At 40.3% G+C, this 20,099-nt stretch carries 16 protein-coding genes and 1 tRNA gene; 9 read left to right on the forward strand and 8 right to left on the reverse strand.

Going from position 1 to position 20,099, the window contains the following annotated elements:
- Window positions 1-14 precede the first annotated feature (14 nt).
- From FTU80_RS11735 to FTU80_RS11755, 5 genes are all read right to left on the reverse strand, one after another.
- Window positions 15-1,334: an ATP-binding protein gene (locus FTU80_RS11735; RefSeq protein WP_180085196.1), complete on the reverse strand. Its 1,320-nt coding sequence runs from the start codon at window positions 1,332-1,334 to the stop codon at window positions 15-17.
- A 19-nt stretch (window positions 1,335-1,353) separates the two neighbouring features.
- Window positions 1,354-2,022 carry a response regulator transcription factor gene (locus FTU80_RS11740; RefSeq protein WP_078189962.1) on the reverse strand — a complete coding sequence of 223 codons (669 nt, stop codon included), beginning with the start codon at window positions 2,020-2,022 and terminating at the stop codon, window positions 1,354-1,356.
- A gap of 3 nt (window positions 2,023-2,025) precedes the next feature.
- Window positions 2,026-3,696, reverse strand: coding sequence for a phosphoethanolamine transferase (locus FTU80_RS11745; RefSeq protein WP_180085198.1), 1,671 nt, complete (start codon window positions 3,694-3,696; stop codon window positions 2,026-2,028).
- Between the two features lie 140 nt (window positions 3,697-3,836).
- Window positions 3,837-4,943 (reverse strand): porin, encoded by a 1,107-nt coding sequence (locus tag FTU80_RS11750; RefSeq protein ID WP_180085200.1) that lies wholly within the window; start codon window positions 4,941-4,943, stop codon window positions 3,837-3,839.
- A 127-nt stretch (window positions 4,944-5,070) separates the two neighbouring features.
- The gene (locus FTU80_RS11755; RefSeq protein WP_180085202.1) at window positions 5,071-6,357 is read right to left on the reverse strand and encodes an MFS transporter; all 1,287 of its coding nucleotides are present in this window, start codon (window positions 6,355-6,357) and stop codon (window positions 5,071-5,073) included.
- A gap of 168 nt (window positions 6,358-6,525) precedes the next feature.
- Here FTU80_RS11755 and FTU80_RS11760 point away from each other — a divergent pair, with 168 nt between their 5' ends.
- From FTU80_RS11760 to putP, 5 genes are all read left to right on the forward strand, one after another.
- Complete coding sequence (locus FTU80_RS11760; protein WP_180085205.1) at window positions 6,526-7,161, forward strand: 1-acyl-sn-glycerol-3-phosphate acyltransferase; 636 nt, start codon at window positions 6,526-6,528, stop codon at window positions 7,159-7,161.
- 61 nt (window positions 7,162-7,222) lie between these two features.
- Window positions 7,223-8,146, forward strand: coding sequence for a patatin-like phospholipase family protein (locus FTU80_RS11765; RefSeq protein ID WP_180085207.1), 924 nt, complete (start codon window positions 7,223-7,225; stop codon window positions 8,144-8,146).
- Between the two features lie 99 nt (window positions 8,147-8,245).
- Complete coding sequence (locus FTU80_RS11770; protein ID WP_078189968.1) at window positions 8,246-8,725, forward strand: NfeD family protein; 480 nt, start codon at window positions 8,246-8,248, stop codon at window positions 8,723-8,725.
- Window positions 8,726-8,741: 16 nt separating this feature from the next.
- On the forward strand, window positions 8,742-9,596 hold the full coding sequence (locus FTU80_RS11775) for an SPFH domain-containing protein (protein ID WP_078189969.1): 855 nt from the start codon (window positions 8,742-8,744) through the stop codon (window positions 9,594-9,596).
- Window positions 9,597-9,807: 211 nt separating this feature from the next.
- Complete coding sequence (gene putP / locus FTU80_RS11780; RefSeq protein WP_078193047.1) at window positions 9,808-11,298, forward strand: sodium/proline symporter PutP; 1,491 nt, start codon at window positions 9,808-9,810, stop codon at window positions 11,296-11,298.
- Between the two features lie 196 nt (window positions 11,299-11,494).
- On the opposite strand, the gene FTU80_RS11785 is transcribed toward putP, so the two are convergent.
- The 3 genes from FTU80_RS11785 to prpF all read right to left on the reverse strand — a co-directional run bounded on the left by FTU80_RS11785 (window position 11,495) and on the right by prpF (window position 14,909).
- A complete protein-coding gene (locus FTU80_RS11785) occupies window positions 11,495-12,403 on the reverse strand; it encodes a polyprenyl synthetase family protein (RefSeq protein WP_180085209.1) in 909 nt (302 codons plus the stop codon).
- 130 nt (window positions 12,404-12,533) lie between these two features.
- Complete coding sequence (locus FTU80_RS11790; protein ID WP_180085211.1) at window positions 12,534-13,511, reverse strand: GGDEF domain-containing protein; 978 nt, start codon at window positions 13,509-13,511, stop codon at window positions 12,534-12,536.
- 207 nt (window positions 13,512-13,718) lie between these two features.
- On the reverse strand, window positions 13,719-14,909 hold the full coding sequence (gene prpF, locus FTU80_RS11795) for a 2-methylaconitate cis-trans isomerase PrpF (protein WP_180085214.1): 1,191 nt from the start codon (window positions 14,907-14,909) through the stop codon (window positions 13,719-13,721).
- A gap of 330 nt (window positions 14,910-15,239) precedes the next feature.
- Here prpF and FTU80_RS11800 point away from each other — a divergent pair, with 330 nt between their 5' ends.
- From FTU80_RS11800 to FTU80_RS11815, 4 genes are all read left to right on the forward strand, one after another.
- Window positions 15,240-16,628: an amino acid permease gene (locus FTU80_RS11800; protein ID WP_111885597.1), complete on the forward strand. Its 1,389-nt coding sequence runs from the start codon at window positions 15,240-15,242 to the stop codon at window positions 16,626-16,628.
- A 73-nt stretch (window positions 16,629-16,701) separates the two neighbouring features.
- Window positions 16,702-16,774 (forward strand) — tRNA-Arg (locus FTU80_RS11805).
- Between the two features lie 544 nt (window positions 16,775-17,318).
- Window positions 17,319-18,572 (forward strand): OmpP1/FadL family transporter, encoded by a 1,254-nt coding sequence (locus FTU80_RS11810; RefSeq protein ID WP_180035515.1) that lies wholly within the window; start codon window positions 17,319-17,321, stop codon window positions 18,570-18,572.
- Window positions 18,573-18,876: 304 nt separating this feature from the next.
- Window positions 18,877-20,049, forward strand: coding sequence for an OmpP1/FadL family transporter (locus FTU80_RS11815; RefSeq protein WP_180035514.1), 1,173 nt, complete (start codon window positions 18,877-18,879; stop codon window positions 20,047-20,049).
- The last annotated feature ends 50 nt before the right edge of the window (window positions 20,050-20,099 follow it).

Below are 20,099 nucleotides of genomic sequence, written 5' to 3' on the forward strand. Positions count from 1 at the left end.
AATGATTGAGTCACTCATGATTCACTAAATGGGATCTGTAAACTCACTTTCAGACCACCCAATGTTTCACTTTTAGAAAATTTCAAATCCGCACCGATATGTTTTGCGGCTTTATCCACGATCGCTAGCCCTAAACCACTTCCAATTTCTTCATGATTATAAATTCGATAAAAGCGTTTTCGAATTTGCTCATATAAAGCTGGGTCGATGCCAGGCCCACTATCTTCAACCTGTACAACCGCCTGCCCCGCATGTTCAAAGACGGAGACATTAATCATGCCCTGTGCAGGGGTATATTTAATGGCATTATCAATCAAATTAAAAATGATTGAATGTACCGTTGGCTCAAGACTATATAAGGCAATGCTTTGTTGTTGCTCCATGCCAAGGTCAATATCTTTTTGCATCGCCAAATGTACCAGTTGCTCCACGCAATTGGTTGCGACTTGCTTAAGATCAAAATGTTGTTTGCGCTCAAGTTCAAAGACCGAGGCATCTTGTTTTGCCAAACTCAATAATTGACTGACCAAATGCTGAATACGAATTAAACCTTTACTCAAATTTTGTAGAGCGTCATCTTGTGGAAATTTTTGTAGCAAAATCTGCATTTGCAAATTCAGTGCGGTAATCGGGGTCCGTAACTCATGCGCTGCGTCAGCAATAAACTGGCGCTGTTCCTGCTGTGACAATGAAATTCGTTCAAACAACTGGTTCATTTCAATAATAGTCGGTGCAATTTCCTCTGGATACGGCATTTGAGAGATTGGAGAAAGTTCAAAGGCATCCCGTTTTGCCAGTTCTTTTTTAAATTTTTCCAGTGGGTTTAAACTGCGTTGAATCAACCATCCCAAAGCGATTAATGCAAAAGGTATAAAAACCAAATAGGGAATAAACATGCTACTGGCCAATTCTGCTGCAAGATGCTGTCGTACCGATTCTTGCTGACTGACCTGAATTTGCCGATCTGCAAGTGGCAAAATATAGGTATGCCACTCATCTTGTTGGGTATTGTGGGTATAAAAACCGGCTTTGGGCTGAGGCGCGACCAATAATTTTAATTGATGGGTTTGATGCGCATTGGACTGATAAGTCCACACATCAACAAATAAATCTTCTTCGTGATAACGCTTATGTTGATCAAATTCGCCGCGAATAGGCTGCGGATCATGCTCTGCAACACGTTCCGCCAAATTTTGCATTTGCGCATCTAAAATTTCATTAATTTCTTCAAGTGCAATTCGATAAGCTGAAAACACCAAAAGACAGCCCAAAAACATACTGAAAACAGACACATAAATAATTAGTCTCTTTTTCAGAGAATAAGGCTGCTGCATGGTTGATAATTCCTTTGCCTTAACCGAGTCGATAACCTAAACCACGAATGGTGCGAATAAAATCTTTGTCTAATTTTGTTCTGAGATGATGCACATACACTTCTATGGTATTACTACTGATATCACTATCAAAATCATAAAGCTTATCTTCTAAATTGGCTTTCGAAAAAATCTTATTCGGATGCGTCACCAGTGGAATCAATATGGCCCATTCACGGTTAGATAAATCAACATATTGCCCCTTATAGCGTGCAAGATGCTGCTCAATATCTAAAATCAATTCACCATGTTTTAAAATTTTCTGTGGTGCTTCGACTGAACTCAGCCCTGTGCGTCGAAGGAGCGCATGAATCCGTGCAAGTAATTCATCAAACTCATAAGGCTTAATCAGATAGTCATCTGCCCCATGGTTTAAACCATCTACACGATTTTGTAATTGATCACGTGCCGAGATGATTAACACTGGCAATTTAGGCTGCATTTGACGAATTTGTTTCAGGACTTGCATACCATCCATCATCGGCAAACCCAGATCTAGTAAGACGATATCAATCCCCCCTTGCATTATGAGCTTTAAGCCATCGATACCATTATTCACCCACTCGACTTCAAACTGTTGATAGTTCAACAAGGTTTTAGTCGATTCGGCAATCATGAAATCATCTTCAATAATAAGTATTTTGTGCATGGCTTAAGTCCTGCGCTGTACTGAAGTACATTGTTGCAACATATTGTTTTTTTCATCAATCACTTGAGTCTGCACATCGAGCAAACTCAATAGCGATGGAAATAGATTATCCTGACTTAATTTTTGGCTTTTTTGTGCCATTAAACAAGTATATTGCGCTGAATTATTTTTTTGCCACGCCGGTGAAAACCACATCAACATCGGTACATGGGTTTGCTGTGACGGTGCAATTGCGTATGGAGAACCGTGTAAATACAAACCATGCTCACCTGTCGACTCGCCATGATCGGACAAATACCACAGTCCTGTTTGATAGTTGTCAGTCACTTTTAAAGTGTTAATCAATTTACTCAGTACATGGTCGGTATAGACAATACTGTTGTCATAACTATTTATTAATTCCGTCGAGCTACATCCCTGTATGGCATTGCTATTACAGGTTGGCTTAAATTTTTGAAACGCTGCGGTACTTCGTTTGAAATAAGCAGGGCCATGACTGCCCATTTGGTGTAACACAATTAAACGGGGAGTTGGATCTGCTTTGGGGATCGAAGCCAAATATGCCTTCAAACCATCCACCAAGATTTCATCATGACATTCGCCATCGGCATCACACCACTTTTTCTTCAGCGCTTCAGGAAATTCATATTTTTCAACACGTGTGCATGTGCCCTTACAGCCTGAATTATTATCTAGCCACGTCACCTTATAGCCTGCACGCTGTGCAATATCGAGTAAACCTTCGCGATGACTTGCAAGCTGTTCATCATATTCGGTTCTCGGCATACCCGAGAACATACAAGGAACAGACACAGCGGTTGCGGTGCCACATGAACTGACTTGGCTAAAATTGATAATATTTTGCTGACTGAGTTCAGGATTTGTATTTTTAGCATAGCCATTGAGTGAAAAACTTTCCGCGCGCGCAGTTTCACCAACCACTAAGACCATCAATTTTGGTAAGCTTTTGGCGCTTACGTTTTCAACTATATGTGCATCTTCACCATAGCTCAGCAATGGCAAATTCTGTTTCGGTGCTTTTTTGTGATAATAGGAAAATGTCGAAGCGATACTGTTTTGTGGTGAGAGCATGCCTTTTAAGTCACGATGCTCACGAAAGATCGCAGCATAATCGACAAAATAAACAAACAGCAAAGCACCCATGAGGATGAGCGAAAGCACTATATGTAAACCCTTTTTGGCTACCACCGTGCTTAGGGCTTCTTTATGCAGTGGCAAAAGCCAGATCAATAGCACTGGCAAAATAACCAGTCCAAAGACCCAGATAAAAAATTGTGGCGAGATTAAATCCTGCACTTCCTTTACATCTGTTTGCATCATGTTCTGCACTTGGTCAGATGTAATGGTCACGCCTAAACTATTGACGAAATAAGCACTCAAGCCACCAATGATCAGCAAAACACTCGCCAAAAGTTTTGAATTCCATCGCCATTGCAGGAGTTGCATCAGCACATTATAAAGTGCCACCACCACCAGTACGGTTGCCGCTAAAAATAGTCCGGCCTTCAGCCCCGTATAAGGCGTGAGCTGCTGGATTTGCTGATAAAACGTAAGGTTCAAAACCACCCCAAGCCATAAGGCAAGCACGAGGTTAAATTGACTTAAACTAAGTCTTGGAATTTTTTGCTGTATTTTAGCTATGACCTGAAGCATATTGGCATCAATTATTGATCTTTGATGCCCTAATCTAAAAATTCAAACTTAAAAATCACTTAAAACTGATCAAAACCAAGTAAGAAAAATCAAAAAAGGCGATGTAAAACATCGCCTTTTGAACAACTCAAATCAAAGTTTTAGAATTTAAATTCTAGACCTGTACCCAATACGGGTTGTTTGCTTTCATCTGGACCTTGTTCAAGTGCCAAGTAACCCGCATAACCATAAGCTTTCACTTGTTTGCTAAATGCATAATCTGCACCTGCAATGAATTGCTGAGCTTCGTAATCATCACCCACTTTATAGGTCGTAGTATTTTGACTATATTGTGCTTTTACTGTCCAAGCTTTTGCAGAGGGTAAATTGTATTCTGCACCGACTAACCAACCTTGAGCATCATCAATATTTGCTGCTGCAACATCATTACCTTTAGCAGCCTCAACCTCTGATGTTTGATACAGTGCTTTCAGTGCCAAACCACCCTCAAGATTTACACGACCGATCGCACGAATTGTATTTGCAGCAGCAAAAACTTTAGTACCCTCAACTTCAGGACTTACAGCATTTAAGATCCCAAATCCACCAAAGTTCGATGGAATGGCTTTGTCATAGGCTAAACCTGCGACAACAACGGGGCTGTCATAGACAACAGACGCCGACCAAGCATCGCCAAGACCACGACCTGCAGTTTTTACTACACCTTTGTCGCTCTTGATTCCTGAAGATTCACCTGTTGCAAGCAATGCATTAACTTTAATTGCACCTTCAGCAATTTTAAATGCTGGTGATTCATAGACAACAACGTTATCTACACGGTTTTCACCGGTCATGATGCCTGTAACATCAGCACGGTTACCCACGTAGTTGTTGAATGTATCAACCGGACTAGACAATTGTTTTAATGGTGTATCGTGTGCACCAACTTTCAATGTACCAAGTTTCGCATCTTTCAAACCAACGAAGCGGTTACGCTTAGACCAGTCATCGCCTTCGCCGTCAGAGTTGAATGCCCATTCAATTGCATAAACTGCGCTTAAACGCTCAGTCAGTTTTTCATCGCCCTTTAAACCCAAGAAAGAACTGTTTGAACTGATTTCAACGACATCTTTGTTTGAAACACCCGTTTTATTATCTTCAGGTAAATAATCAACAGACGCATCAATTTCACCGTAGAATGTTGGTGCTGCAAAGGTTGACCCAGCCAAAAGGCTCAATGCGATAGCCGCTGCTAACTTAGTTTTCATCAAAAATTTTCCTTAAATTATTTTGTAACAGATATTACACACGCGAAACATATTACAAAATTATTAAAATAATATTTGCATTGCTCTTTTAGTGCTTTAGCTGATAAAAAACAACCAAAATCATGATTTAAAAGTGATTTTGGTCATTTTTTGATGCTTTTCCCCAAAATAGAATCGGGACTAAGCTCAATGCAGCCAAACCTGTGATCCAAAATAAATAAGTGCTATAACCCAACTGATCGGCCACTATGCCACTGATGCTATACAGCCCCCCACTCACCGTCGCCATAATGGCAACCTGAAATGTAAAGTCCGTTGCTGCAAATGCTTTACGACTATATTGCATCACCAAAGTCAGCATGATCACGAGCAGCATGGCTGAAATCATGTCTTCGGCAGCATTAATGCCATAGATCAGCCATTCATGGACGGGCCGTTTTGCCTCGAACTGCAAAGCCAACCATGCATAGGCCAATAAGCTGAATATTTTCAATACTGAATAGACAACCAAGGCCTGTGCCCGAGAAATATACTTCAAACTAAGACCTGCAAGCCCTGCCCCAATTAAAGCAGCCACCGCACCTAGCATAGTGACATATAGACCGATTTGACTAAAACTCAATCCTAAATCGACCATCAGCGGCTTAAGTAAAGGACCTGCCAGTCCATCTGCAAGCTTAAAACTCAATAAGATCATCAGCCACAGTGTGAGAGTTTTGGTTTGGGTAAAATAAGTCAGATACTGGCGAATGGCGTAGAACAAGCCTGAAGTATATTTATGGTTGTTATCATTCTCTTGAGAGGAAATTATGTTGAGCTGTGGCTTTAAAGGTTCTCGATACAGAAAAATAGGAATGGTATTGATGAACACCAATGCCGCTAAAAACAGAAATGTGGCTTGCCAATCCAACCAATCCAAGGCCCAAAGCACAGCACCACCACCCACGATAAAGCCGAGTCTTGAACCAATCACCTGAAAGGTATTGCCCCAGTGCTGTTGGTCGGTTTTTAAAATATTGACAGCCAAGCCATCGGTTGCGACATCTTGAGTTGCACCGACCAAATTCATACTGAGTAAAGCCACAAAAAACAGCAGCAGATACATCGGTTCATTCAAACTTTGGATCGGCAGAAAAGACAGGAAGACCAAGACCACCACGGACAACAACTGCATTGGAATAATCCAACTCCGATAGTGCCCTTTGGACCTTGAACCATGCCGATCAATCCACGGTGCCCAGAAAACTTTGATCGACCATGGCAGCATGAGTAATCCAAAACCACCAATATGCGCCAAAGACACACCTTGCGCTCTTAAAATCACTGGTAAAGCATGCGTCATAAAACCGACAGGTAACCCTTGCGCCCAATATAAGGAAAACAGTAAAAGATAGAGCTGACGAAGCTGGATCATAAGTTCCTAAATGTTGAATGCGCTGAAGTTACATTTAGAGTAGTCAAAATACGGCTATTTTGCCAATGATCTAAAAAAATCATCGACCTAAGATAAAGGTCAATGCTGATGCCGTATTTTTAAAGTGCATCACGTCGAAAATGGATTTCACTTATATAAGAATATGCAATGAATCAAAAGACTCAATTATTTCCAGTTTTGCCCGATCAAGTCCCATCACGTGGTTCCACTCTGAGCCGCGCAATATTTAAAAAACTTTTTTTGGCGCAAGGATGGAAATTTGACGGCGAGTTTCCCAACCTTGCCAAAGCTGTAGCGATCATTTCTCCGCATACTTCTAATATAGATGCATGGCATGGTTTTCTCGCCTTGCTTGGAATCGGGATAAAAATAACCATTTTTGGTAAAAACACCCTTTTTGATACTCCCTTAAAACCACTTTTGGATTGGGTCGGCGTGATCCCTGTGCAACGTGAAAATCCACATGGACTGACCCATGAAATTGCTGAGATTGTCCAAGCGACAGATCAAATTTGGATTGGAATGGCACCTGAGGGAACACGAAAAAAAGCCGATAAAATCCGCAGTGGTTTTTACTATATTGCCTATGAAGCACAGATACCTATTGTGATGTTTAGCTTTGATTATGCAAAGAAAACCATTCATTGCTTGGGTGTTTTTGAACCCAGTGGAGATTTTGAAACTGATCTCGAAAAAATTTTGAAGATTTATGATGGAAAATTTTCCCCGAAAAATCCCGAATGGTTGGCCTTGCCGTTACAAAAGCACTGGAAAAAGCCCTAGTCAAATGGCTATTTTTTTGATGTGATGTGCACTTTGTATATTTAACAATCAGATTTCACACATGAAACTTTTGCATTACCTGACTCCTAGCCTATTTGTATTGGCACTCGCTGGCTGTGATTCTGCAACCAAAACGCCTGCAACCACGACACCTACACCAACCAAAGCACGTGAACCGGTGATCGCGATTGCGCTCGGTGGTGGCGGTGCCAAAGGTTTTGCTCATATTGGCGTGCTTAAAGTACTCGAGTCACATGGTATTAAACCTAAAATTGTGACTGGGACCAGTGCGGGTAGTTTTGTTGGCAGCTTGTACGCCAGCGGTAAAACGCCTTATCAAATGCAGCAATTGGCCCTGAACTTTAAAGAGTCTGATATTCGTGACTTAACCTTAAATAGCCAAGGCATTATTCAAGGGCAAAAATTGCAAGACTTTGTCAATAAAAACGTCGGCAATAAATCAATTGAACAGTTTCCAAAGCGCTTTGCTGCTGTAGCCACCCGTTTGGATAATGGCAGTAAAACTGAATTTAACCGTGGTAATGCCGGCCAAGCGGTACGTGCATCGTGCAGCATTCCGAATGTATTTGTACCTGCAACCATTGCAGGGGTGAAATATGTCGATGGTGGCTTAGTCAGCCCAATTCCAGTGAAAACCGCACGTGATATGGGTGCAGATATCGTGATTGCAGTTGATATCTCTGCGCGTCCTGATGGTACCAAAGCCGTAAGCATGTTTGGTTTACTCGATCAAACCATTAACATCATGGGACAACAAAGTATTAATGAAGAACTGAAAAATGCCAATTTCGTGATTCAACCTAAAGTGGGACATATCGGCACACTCGATTTGAAGTCGAGCAATGCGACGATTTTAGAAGGTGAAAAAGCCGCACAGCTCAAAGTGAATAGCATTATTAAGGCGATCGATAACTTTAAACAGTCCCCTGCGGCCTTTAAACCAGCACCAAAAGCGAAAATATAATTCAACGATTTTTTTTATATTCATTGAGTTATACATCTGCTACATTGATATAGATACTGGTTCATCTATATCAATTCACCCTTATATAAGAGTAGATGTATGGAATTTATTTTAGAACCTTGGCACTGGTTTGTATTGGGCGTCGCTTTGATGCTTTTTGAACTGATTTTGCCGTCTTTTGCTGCGCTATGGTTTGGCGTTTCTGCAATTTTGGTTGGGATCTTATATTGGATCTTTCCATCCATGGACTTTAATGTCCAAATTGTGGTTTGGATTATTTTTGCCGTGCTCTGCACATTTTTGTGGTTCAAATTTATTAAGCCTTTATCCATTGATAAAACCAAAGCAGGTCTGTCCCGTGAAGCGACGATTGGCCAAGTGGGTATGGTGATTCAAACCCAGCTCAATCATGGCAGCGTTAAAGTTCGCTTCCCGATGCCTGTTTTAGGTTCAGACGAATGGCATTGCCGTACCCAAGATGCACTTCAAGTCGGCGACCGTGTTCGCGTGACCGATATTTTAGGCAATGATTTAGTCGTCCAACTGCACAGCAGCAACCACCCCACTGACAATCCATAAATAAGTGAGAAATGACATGTCTGGTGTTTCTATTGTTTTTTTAGCGCTCTTAGTTTTTGTAGCCGTCACCATTTTTAAAGGTGTCCGTATTGTTCCCCAAGGTTATAAATGGATTGTTCAGCGTTTAGGTAAATACCATACAACGCTCAATCCGGGGCTGAACTTTGTGATTCCGTATGTCGATGAAGTGGCTTATAAAGTCACAACCAAAGATATCGTGTTAGATATTCCCTCTCAGGAAGTGATCACACGTGACAATGCGGTACTGCTGATGAATGCTGTGGCTTATATCAACTTAACCACGCCTGAAAAAGCAGTTTATGGTATTGAAAACTACACATGGGCGATTCAAAACTTAGTTCAAACCTCTTTGCGGTCTATTGTTGGTGAAATGGACCTCGATGATGCACTTTCATCGCGTGATCATATTAAGGCTAAACTTAAAGCTGCTATTTCTGATGATATCTCTGACTGGGGTATTACGCTTAAAACTGTAGAAATTCAAGATATTAAACCTTCTCATACCATGCAGGCTGCAATGGAAGAGCAAGCAGCAGCGGAACGTCAACGTCGTGCGACAGTGACCAAGGCAGACGGTGAAAAACAAGCGGCTATTTTGGAAGCTGATGGTCGTTTAGAAGCCTCTCGTCGTGATGCAGAAGCTCAAGTGGTACTGGCAGAATCTTCACAGCGTGCAATTGAAATGGTGAGTTCAGCCGTCGGCGATAAAGAAATTCCAGTTGCTTACTTACTGGGTGAACAATACGTTAAAGCCATGCAAGATATGGCTAAATCTAATAATGCCAAAACTGTGGTTTTACCTGCGGATGTACTGAATACGATTCGTGGTGTGATGGGACGTAATAACTAAATCTTCGCATTAATTAAAATGGGTCGTGATATACGGCCCATTTTTATGCCCAAAACAAAAAAGAAGGCAAATTTTGTCAATTTATGTTTAAATTTCACGTTATTTTTTTGACGTTTTAGGACTTATCGTTCGATTTTACCTACTTGGCTTAGGCAAATCCCATTGAGTCCCCTAATTAAACGCAATTGTCCAACGCCAAAGCGGATACCGTATGAGCTCCCTGAATCCCACCCTAATTACCTTTCTCTTTTATATTGTCGCCATGGTCGTGATCGGTTTACTTGCATACCGTGCGACCAGTAACTTTTCTGACTACATTTTAGGTGGCCGCCGATTAGGGAGCTTTGTCACTGCCCTTTCTGCAGGTGCATCGGATATGAGTGGTTGGTTGCTCATGGGTCTTCCGGGGGCGATTTACCTTTCAGGTTTATCTGAAATGTGGATTGCAATTGGTCTGATCATTGGTGCTTGGCTCAACTGGTTACTTGTGGCAGGTCGTCTTCGTGTACATACCGAAGTTCAAAATAATGCTTTGACCCTACCTGACTATTTCTCAAATCGTTTTAACGATCAAAAGAAAATCTTACGTATCGTGTCAGCTGTGATTATTTTGATTTTCTTCGCAATTTACTGTGCTTCAGGCATGGTTGCAGGCGCTCGATTATTTGAAAGTATGTTTGGTATGTCGTATAGCACTGCGCTTTGGATCAGTGCCATTGCAACGGTGAGCTATGTGTTTATTGGTGGCTTCCTTGCTGTCAGTTGGACCGATACCATTCAAGCGGGCTTTATGATTTTTGCCTTGCTGCTGACACCTATCGTGGTCATGTTGTCATTCTCTGATTTAAGCCAGTTCACTCTGGCACTAGAAGCGGCACGCCCTCAAGCGATGAATGTATTTGCTGACTTAAGTTTTGTCGCAATCATGTCTTTATTGGCATGGGGCTTAGGCTATTTTGGTCAACCGCATATCTTAGTCCGCTTCATGGCAGCTGATTCTGTTAAATCGATTCCCAATGCACGCCGTATTGGTATGACATGGATGACGCTCTGCCTCGGTGGCGCAGTTGCAGCAGGCTTCTTCGGTATTGCTTATTTCCAACAGCATCCAGAACTGGCAGGTGTCGTTACAGCAAACCCTGAAACGGTCTTTATGGAATTGACTAAAATTCTATTTAACCCATGGGTTGCAGGTATCGTATTGGCTGCGATTTTAGCTGCGATCATGAGTACCTTAAGCTGTCAGCTTTTAGTCTGCTCAAGTACATTAACTGAAGACTTTTATAAATCATTCTTACGCAAAAATGCTTCACAAAAAGAATTGGTTTGGGTCGGCCGTATTATGGTGTTAATGATTGCGTTGCTTGCGATCTATATGGCGGGTAATCCTGACTCTAAAGTCCTTGGTCTCGTCGCATATGCATGGGCAGGCTTTGGTGCTGCATTTGGCCCACTGATTATCATGTCATTGTTCTGGAAACGCATGACACTCAATGGTGCTTTAGCAGGTATGGTGGTTGGTGCTGTTATGGTTATTCTATGGAAAAACCTCTGGGGCGATACAGGCGTTTATGAAATTATACCAGGCTTCATCTGCTCACTCATTGCAATCATCATTGTAAGCTTAATGGGCAAAGCACCATCTGCTGAAGTCACTGAAAAATTTGAAGAAGCAGATCGTATCTATAAAGAAAGTATTTAAGACCAATAGCACTTAAATATAAGCTCTAATTTTTAATATCTGCAAAAAAGGACGCCTAGCGTCCTTTTTTGTTTTTATCATGTCATCCATTTAGATATTACTTAGATGGTTTATTTACTTCTGTTCCAAATCTACAAAATATAAAAAAAGCTCACAACATATTGAATGAGTGAGCTGAGGTTTTTACTGCGTTATATTAACTTTGACGTTTTAATAAAAACTGCGTGATCTTGTGTAATTCTGCCGCGTCTTCTGCAAAATAATCCAAAGCTTGAAGCGCTTGTGCATGTAATTCTTCTGCATAAGCTTGCGCTTGCTCGAGACCCATTAGCGCAGGATATGTCGATTTATCCACTTGTTGATCTTTACCCGCTGTTTTACCCAATGCTTCAGTGTCAGCAATAATATCTAAAATATCATCTTGCACCTGAAAGGCTAAACCAATCGCGAGACCAAATTCACGGAGTTTAGGAATGGCTTGATCTGTACCATTAAATATCGTCACTGCCGCCATCATGATTGCAGCAGAAATTAAAGCACCAGTTTTATTTCGATGAATATTTTCCAGTTCATCCTGACTGACATGCTTGCCTTCCGCTTGTAAGTCTAGAACTTGTCCATTGACCATTTTGGAAGTTGCAGTCGCTAAAATTTGCATTTGCTTTAAGATGATCGGCGCTTCAACGGCTGGGCCTTGATCAAAGAGACGGCTGCCTAAAACTTCAAAAGCCATCGATTGTAAAATATCGCCAGCAAGTAAAGCCGTATCTTCACCAAAAGCCACATGACAGGTTGGTTGACCACGACGAAGTAAATCATTGTCCATACACGGCAAATCATCGTGTGCCAATGAATAGCAATGAATAAATTCGATCGCCACTGCAGCACGGCGTACGGCTGCAAAATTAGTATTCGGTTTTAACGCTGCTGTTGCATAACAAAGTGCCGGTCGAACGCGTTTTCCACCCAACATCACAGCATGAAACACCGCCCCTTTTAAGGGTTCTGGAATTGAAAATGCATCAAGCGCTGTCAGTAAATCCTGCTGAATACGCTGCTGCGCTTCTGTCAGGGCATGTGTGGAAACGTCTGTTAAAGAAGACACATTCACCTCAAATACTTTAAATATTTAACTGCTTCGTTCATTAGCAAATTGATTGCCAATGTTTTCTGTCAATTTTGACCTGTTGCATCATACTGCTTTCTCAAATCTTTCTCTATGTTACGGCCTAAATCTATGTATTTTTCCCACAGTCTGATGGTTTTTTAAATGTTGTTTCCTCAAATAGCGCCACATTTTGTCCATCATTAAAACAGGTACAATTTTTCGAACCTTTCTTGGCTTGATACAAAGCCTGATCGGCACGTGCCAATGTTTCAAAAAATGACTCTGTACCATCCCACAAGGCCACTCCGCATGAGATACTCAGTTGTAAAGCCTTATCCGCATAATTCATCGAAGAAGCATAGATTTGCTCACAACATTGTTGTGCAATCGAACATGCAGTCGATATAGCTGTGCGTGGCAAAATCATTGCAAACTCTTCCCCACCCATGCGATATATTTGTGCATCTGCATGTTGACTAATTTGCATCCTTAAAAGCTGCGCACTTTTTCTTAAAACTTCATCGCCAAATGCATGACCGTAGATATCATTGATTTGCTTAAAATTGTCTAAGTCGAGCATCATCAAACAAATTTCATCAGCTTGTTCAACCGCGAAGCTTTTTTGCCACTGAGAAAGGTCTAAATCAAAACCTCGTCGATTTTTTATCCCTGTCAGATAATCAAAATAAACTTGTTGTTCGAGTTGTTGGTTATGTTTCAACAGAGATAATTCGAATTGCTTTAAATTTGTAATATCCGCACAGCACAACAGCACATGTTCCAAATCGCCACTTTGTTGAAACTTTGGTTTGAGCGTGAACCAATAATGCCGTTCATTTTCACTATACATAAAGGGTTCAATGCTATCGTTCTCTAAACAGCGTAAATCAAACTCAGAACTTGTGGCTTTGGTCTTTTGCTGCATCACAGACACGTGATTTAATACGATCTCTTGTAAGTCTGACTGAAATCGATGTTTAAATATTTGATTGGCGCATATCAGCTCAGCTGTCGCAGAAAATAGCGCAGCAGGCATTGGCAACGCTTCTAATACAGCCAATTGTTCAGTAGGTAGGTCCGATTTTATTAAGTCTTTTTTAAGCATGGTTTCGCTACTTTTTTCAGGGTAAAGCTACGCAAAATGCTAACAAAATTAATCTGACATAAATCACAGAAACTTTCTAATATTAAATGCAGTTCATATTATATAAAAATATATACCAATTCATGATTTGCTTATTCATATAAAAGATAAAGGCAAAAAAAAAGCCCCTGCAAAGCAGAGGCTGATTTCTAATTCGATGTTAAATGCTTAATCTAAACTATCCCCAGGAATACGCACCCAGCCTTCCATTAAGACACGCGCACTTCGGCTCATCACGGCTTTTTTAACGACCCACTGACCATTTTCATAAATTGCTTGCGCACCTACACGTAGCGTCCCAGATGGATGTCCAAAACGCACAGCTTCTCGCTCCCCACCACCCGCGGCTAAGTTCACAAGTGTCCCCGGTATCGCCGCAGCTGTACCAATGGCAACTGCCGCTGTACCCATCATGGCATGATGCAGTTTCCCCATTGATAAGGCACGAACCAATAAGTCCGTATCTTGTTCTGAAATATGTTTAGAACTCGAAGATGTATAGGCTTTCGGCTTTGAAACAAATGCAATCTTTGGGGTATGTTGACGCTGTTCTGCTTCAGCAATATCTGAAATCAAACCCATTTGCTGCGCACCATAAGCACGGATTTTTTCAAAACGGGCCAATGCCTTGGCATCACCATTGATCGCATCTTGCAGTTCAGTGCCGACATAACCAATATCTTCTGCATTTAAGAAAATGGTTGGAATGCCTGCATTAATAAATGTTGCAGGGAAACTGCCTTCATCAGGTACGGTTAAGGTATCGACCAAATTCCCTGTAGGAAACATAGCGCCGCCATCTTCACCATCATCTGCGGGGTCTAAAAATTCAATTTGAACTTCGGCTGCTGGGAAGGTCACACCATCTAGTTCAAAATCACCAGTTTCTTGTACTGCACCATCAGTAATAGGTACATGCGCAATAATGGTTTTTTGAATATTGGCTTGCCAAATACGAACCGTACACAAACCATTTTCAGGAATACGTGATGCCTCAACTAAACCATTTGAAATGGCAAATGCACCAACCGCTGCCGTTAAGTTTCCGCAGTTACCACTCCAGTCGACAAATGCTTTATCAATCGACACTTGTCCAAATAGATAATCTACATCATGCTCAGGCTGTGAACTTTTTGCCAAAATCACGGTTTTACTGGTACTTGAAGTCGCTCCCCCCATCCCATCAATTTGTTTACCATAAGGATCTGGACTGCCAATCACACGTAATAAAAGTTGGTCGCGAACTTTTCCAGCTTGTTGTGCTGCAAGCGGCAAATCATCTAGCTTGAAAAATACACCTTTACTAGTACCACCACGCATATAAGTCGCTGGAATCTTAATTTGGGGAGCAAAACTCATTTTTATTGAATCCTTAATCTTTATCATTGTGTTTTGGCAGAGCGTTCTTTTCTGCGCTTTTGCATCATACAATGTTTAATTGAAGTTTTAACAATCACATGACTTAAGTATAAAAAAACAACATTCGATACCTTTTCCATATAAAGCCAAGTATAAAAATTTCAATTAAAATAAAATTAATCTATTGATTCATAAATTTTTAATTCAGCATTTAAAACGAAAAATAGGTTATTAAATATATAAATATTTTTCATAAATTTTGAGCTACTAGGCTATTCATTCTCTATACATTACAATTACCAAAATTAAACCATTCTCGGGAAGAGTAACTTGACTACCAATTCCTCCGAACTCAAGCGTGGCTTAAAGAATCGTCATATTCAATTGATTGCCATGGGTGGTGCAATTGGTACAGGCTTATTCTTGGGCTCAGCGCATGTGATTCAATCTGCTGGACCATCCATTATTCTCGGCTACGCCATTGGCGGTCTGATCGCCTTTCTAATTATGCGTCAGTTGGGTGAAATGATCGTCCATGAACCTGTAGCAGGTTCATTTAGCCATTTTGCATATAAATATTGGGGGAAATTTCCAGGTTTCTTAACAGGTTGGAACTACTGGATTCTCTATATTTTAGTGGCAATGACAGAACTCACCGCTGTTGCGAAATACATCAACTACTGGTGGCCTCATATTCCAGCGTGGGCATCTGTACTGTTCTTCTTCGTGATCATTACTTTAGTAAACTTAGGTAATGTGAAGTTTTATGGTGAGTCTGAGTTTTGGCTGTCGATTATTAAAGTCACTGCGGTTATTTCGATGATCGTATTTGGTTTGTATTTGCTACTGACTGCAGATGCCAATTCAACAGCATCATTTACCAACTTATGGAGTCAGGGCGGCTTCTTCCCAAATGGTTTTGAAGGCTTATTCTTCATGCTAGCTTTCTTGATGTTCGCCTTCGGTGGTATTGAACTGATTGGTATGGCGGCAGCGGAAGCTGAAAATCCAAAAGAAACTATTCCAAAAGCGATTAACCAAGTTGTATTTCGTATTTTGATTTTCTACGTGGGTTCTTTGACTATTCTATTGTCACTTGTGCCATGGAATCAGCTTGAACTAGGTGGTCTAGACAAAAGTCCATTTGTGATGATCTTTAGCCAACTGGGTATTGATTGGGCTGCACATTTACTGAACTTCATTATCCTAACTGCAGCACTGTCTGTTTATAACAGCGGTATGTATGCCAATAGCCGTATGCTTTATAGCTTGGCAAAACAAGGTAATGCCCCAAAAGTTTTCGCAAAAACTAACAAAAGTGGCGTGCCAATTCCAGCAGTATTACTTTCTGCAGTATTGATTTTCGGCTGTGTACTCTTAAACTACTTCGTACCTGAAGATGCACTTGGTCACTTAATGTATGTTGTTGTTGGTGCGCTTGTCCTGAACTGGGCGATGATTACCATGACTCACTTACAGTTCCGTCGTGCAAAACGTATTTTGAATTTTAAAACCTCATATCCTGCACTTTGGGCACCAGTCAGCAACTACATCGTTCTGATCTTTATTGCTTTAGTTCTATTTATTATGTGGACTCAGGGCTTTATGGAATCTGTTCTGATGATCCCTGTTTGGATTACAGTCATGTTATTAATGTTTAACTATCTTAATCCTAAAGATTTGAGCGACATTGACCCCAATGAAGTTCATAAAGACTAAGTAATTTAAAAAGTTATTGTTTCGGCAATAACTTTTTTTTTAGCTAAAATAGGAGTACATTAGCCTCCGTCTTGCGCTCTTAGCTTAACTGGATAGAGCAGTTGCCTCCTAAGCGACCGACGTGGGTTCGAGTCCCGCAGAGCGCACAATTTTTTGGACACCTCACCTCTCTGATTTTTTCAACTCACATTTATCAATAAAACTAAATTCAGAATTCTTAAATCTAAATTCAAAATTCATATCTAATTTTTTTTTAACTTAATCTTTGTTTTTACTGATATTACTCTTGAGATTTTGTTTTTAAGAAGAATTGAATAGCACCTTTAGATTCCCTAACCATCTATTTGTCAATGCAAAAAACGACACATGGCGTGGTCTATAAGGCCAAAAAATCAATTTATGACTGCCCATATGAAAATATTTTTCAATTATTTTTAGGTTTAGAAAATAATGCAGTAACTAAAAATATTAAATAATAATCAAAATGTTATATGTATTAATTAGTACATTTACTCTAAATAGTTCGTTTTTCAATCATATTTTTTAATCTAGAGCATTTACTCTTATTTTAATTGTGCTATTTTTGTCACATGGAGTAACAATTAAGCCCAAGAGTATTAAAAAGTTTTCCATAACGAATATTTGCAGTAACCATAAAAATCAAATTCGTATCTCAAGGAATGACGAAGAATGAAATTAAAAACTTTAACTACAGCCATGATTCTTGCTTCAGTTCCAATGACAGGGGCTTTTGCAGCTGCACTAGATCGTTCAGGACAATCTATGTCTGCATTTTTACAACCAGGGAACTATTTTGAAGCAGGTATTTCGGTTTTAGATCCAACAGTAGAAGGTAAAGCTAAAGCTGCATATGGTGGTGGGAATCTATCCGATATGGCGGGTGATTATTATTTCCCAACAGCAGCAATTAAAGTTCAACCTACAAAAAACTTCTCATTCGGTTTGCTTTATGACCAACCTTTTGGAGCTGACGCAGCATATTCAGCAAATGACCCATTAGTAGCTGCTGGAACGGGCTTATTTCATTTAAATGGTGAAAATACTGAAGTTGAAGTAACTACTCAAAACCTTTCTTTCGTTGTTGGCTATCAGCCTGTTGAAAGTATCAATATTTATGGTGGTGCAGTTTATCAAACTGTGAAAGGTGATGTGCAACTTCGTGGTGCAGCTTATGGTTCAGCAAATGGTTTGGGTAAATATAATGCAACAATGAAGGAAGATTCAGCTGTAGGTTGGTTAGCTGGTTTTGCTTATCAAATTCCTGAAATTGCTTTAAAAGCATCGGTTACATACCGTTCTGAAATTGAACATGAAGCATCAACTCGTGAATTTGGCCAAAGTAACATAATGGCGTTAGTTACAAGCAATCCAGCAAACGCCATTTTCGATGAAAATACAACAACAAACATTACTACACCTCAATCCGTAAACCTTGATTTCCAAACAGGTATCATGGCGGATACAGTTGCATTTGCAAATGTGCGTTGGGTAAATTGGAAAGATTTTAGCATCCGCCCAGAAAAATTTGATCAAATTGGCCGCACTTTAGGCGCAGTAGGTCAAACACCAGATAACCCGAATGGTTTTGATTTAGTGTCTTATACTGATGATCAAATTTCAGCAACTGTAGGTGTTGGTCGTAAGTTAAGTGAAAAATGGGCTGGTAATGTCTCTGTAGGTTACGACACAGGTGCAGGCAACCCAGTTTCTACCCTTGGCCCAACTGAAGGTTATTGGAACGTCGGTTTAGGTTTACAATTTAGCCCTGCACCGAACTACTTCATTGCTGGTGGTGTGAAATACTTAATGCTAGGTGATGCTGATGCACAACCTGCGTCAATGTTTGGCACTAACAACTCAATTGCATCATTTGAAGATAACGATGCATGGGCTTACGGTCTAAAAATCGGTTACCGCTTCTAATTCTCGGTATTAGTAGATTGGAAATATATCCAATCTACTATTGTAAAAATAATTTAATTCAAATGTTCATAGATTGAGCATTTGAATTTCTTAAGTTCAAAGATAAACATTAAGTTAAATACTCTATTTTTTTATTTATAAATCATAAACATAAATAACACCTTCTAGAATAATTACTCTAGCATTGCTTATTTTTTAACTTATACAGTTCATTTTTAGAGTAGCAACTCTTATTTACTGTTTTTCTATTTATGTTACTTTCCACACATTGAAATAACATCAAAAGTTACAAACAGGGAAAAGTATGCGCTTAAATCACCTTAGCTACGCAATTTTACTTACCGCTTTACCAACAGCATCATTATTTGCAGCGGGTCTAGATCGTTCAGGTCAGTCTATTTCAGCATTCTTACAACCTGGTAACTACGCAGAAGCTGGCATTTCTATTTTAGACCCAAAAGTAGAAGGTCAAGATTTACTGAAAAATAAAGTTGATGACATGGGTGAAGACTACTACTTCCCTTCAGCAGCAATTAAAGTACAAGCGACAGATAAAATTTCTTTAGGTTTGATCTATGATCAACCGTATGGTGCAGATGCAGCTTACGACAGCAATTCACTTTTCTTCGGTTCAAACGGCACGGGTACAAGTGTTGAAGTTGATACACAAAACCTAACAGCGTTAATTGGTTACCAACCAACAGAGAACTGGAACTTCTATGCAGGTCCAGTATGGCAAACTGTTGAAGCAGATATCAAACTCCGTGGTTTAGCTTACCAAGGCCTTTCTGGTTATAACATCAAGATTGCTGAAGAAGAAGCATATGGTTGGTTAGCAGGTTTCGCCTACTCTATTCCAGAAATTGCTTTAAAAGCTTCTGTAACGTATCGTTCAGAAATCAAGCACAAAGCAACTGGTGAAGAAACTTATACGCTTTCATCTCCTATGACTGTTGCTCCTGATGTTACTCTACCTACAGGTACTACGATCGGTTTAGCTGACGCTCGTGTTGATGCAATTACACCGCAATCTGTAAACGTAGATTTACAAACTGGTATTGCTGCAAACACTTTAGCTTTTGCTAACCTTCGTTGGGTTCATTGGGATCAATTTGTAGTAACACCGCAAGCATTATTCCAACGTTCAGGCGGCAACAATTTAATTGATTATTCTGACGATCAGTACTCAATCACTACAGGTATTTCTCGTAAGTTCAATGATAAATGGGCGGGTACTGCAGCTGTCGGTTATGACTCTGGTGCAGGTAACCCTGTAACAACACTTGGCCCAACTGAAGGCTACTGGAGTGTTGGTTTAGGCGGTCAATACAGCCCTGCTGAGAACTATTTCATTCAAGCTGGTGTGAAATACTTCTGGTTAGGAGATGCGAAAGCGCAAACTGGCGGTACAGTTGTTGGCGAATTCAAAGACAATACTGCGCTTGGTTATGGCATGAAAATTGGCTATCGCTTCTAAGAATTAAAAAACTAAAAGCTCCTATATGGGGCTTTTTTTATTTTTGCATG

Source organism: Acinetobacter sp. YH12145, assembly GCF_013418335.1.
Lineage (GTDB): Bacteria > Pseudomonadota > Gammaproteobacteria > Pseudomonadales > Moraxellaceae > Acinetobacter > Acinetobacter amyesii.

Coding starts and splice junctions, on each gene's coding strand:
- FTU80_RS11745 (WP_180085198.1), bottom strand. CDS start 3,696: ATGCTTCAGGTCATAGCTAAAATACAGCAAAAAATTCCAAGACTTAGT.
- FTU80_RS11815 (WP_180035514.1), top strand. CDS start 18,877: ATGCGCTTAAATCACCTTAGCTACGCAATTTTACTTACCGCTTTACCA.
- FTU80_RS11740 (WP_078189962.1), bottom strand. CDS start 2,022: ATGCACAAAATACTTATTATTGAAGATGATTTCATGATTGCCGAATCG.
- FTU80_RS11760 (WP_180085205.1), top strand. CDS start 6,526: ATGAATCAAAAGACTCAATTATTTCCAGTTTTGCCCGATCAAGTCCCA.
- FTU80_RS11765 (WP_180085207.1), top strand. CDS start 7,223: ATGAAACTTTTGCATTACCTGACTCCTAGCCTATTTGTATTGGCACTC.
- putP (WP_078193047.1), top strand. CDS start 9,808: ATGAGCTCCCTGAATCCCACCCTAATTACCTTTCTCTTTTATATTGTC.
- FTU80_RS11810 (WP_180035515.1), top strand. CDS start 17,319: ATGAAATTAAAAACTTTAACTACAGCCATGATTCTTGCTTCAGTTCCA.
- FTU80_RS11790 (WP_180085211.1), bottom strand. CDS start 13,511: ATGCTTAAAAAAGACTTAATAAAATCGGACCTACCTACTGAACAATTG.
- FTU80_RS11755 (WP_180085202.1), bottom strand. CDS start 6,357: ATGATCCAGCTTCGTCAGCTCTATCTTTTACTGTTTTCCTTATATTGG.
- FTU80_RS11775 (WP_078189969.1), top strand. CDS start 8,742: ATGTCTGGTGTTTCTATTGTTTTTTTAGCGCTCTTAGTTTTTGTAGCC.
- FTU80_RS11750 (WP_180085200.1), bottom strand. CDS start 4,943: ATGAAAACTAAGTTAGCAGCGGCTATCGCATTGAGCCTTTTGGCTGGG.
- FTU80_RS11770 (WP_078189968.1), top strand. CDS start 8,246: ATGGAATTTATTTTAGAACCTTGGCACTGGTTTGTATTGGGCGTCGCT.
- FTU80_RS11735 (WP_180085196.1), bottom strand. CDS start 1,334: ATGCAGCAGCCTTATTCTCTGAAAAAGAGACTAATTATTTATGTGTCT.
- prpF (WP_180085214.1), bottom strand. CDS start 14,909: ATGAGTTTTGCTCCCCAAATTAAGATTCCAGCGACTTATATGCGTGGT.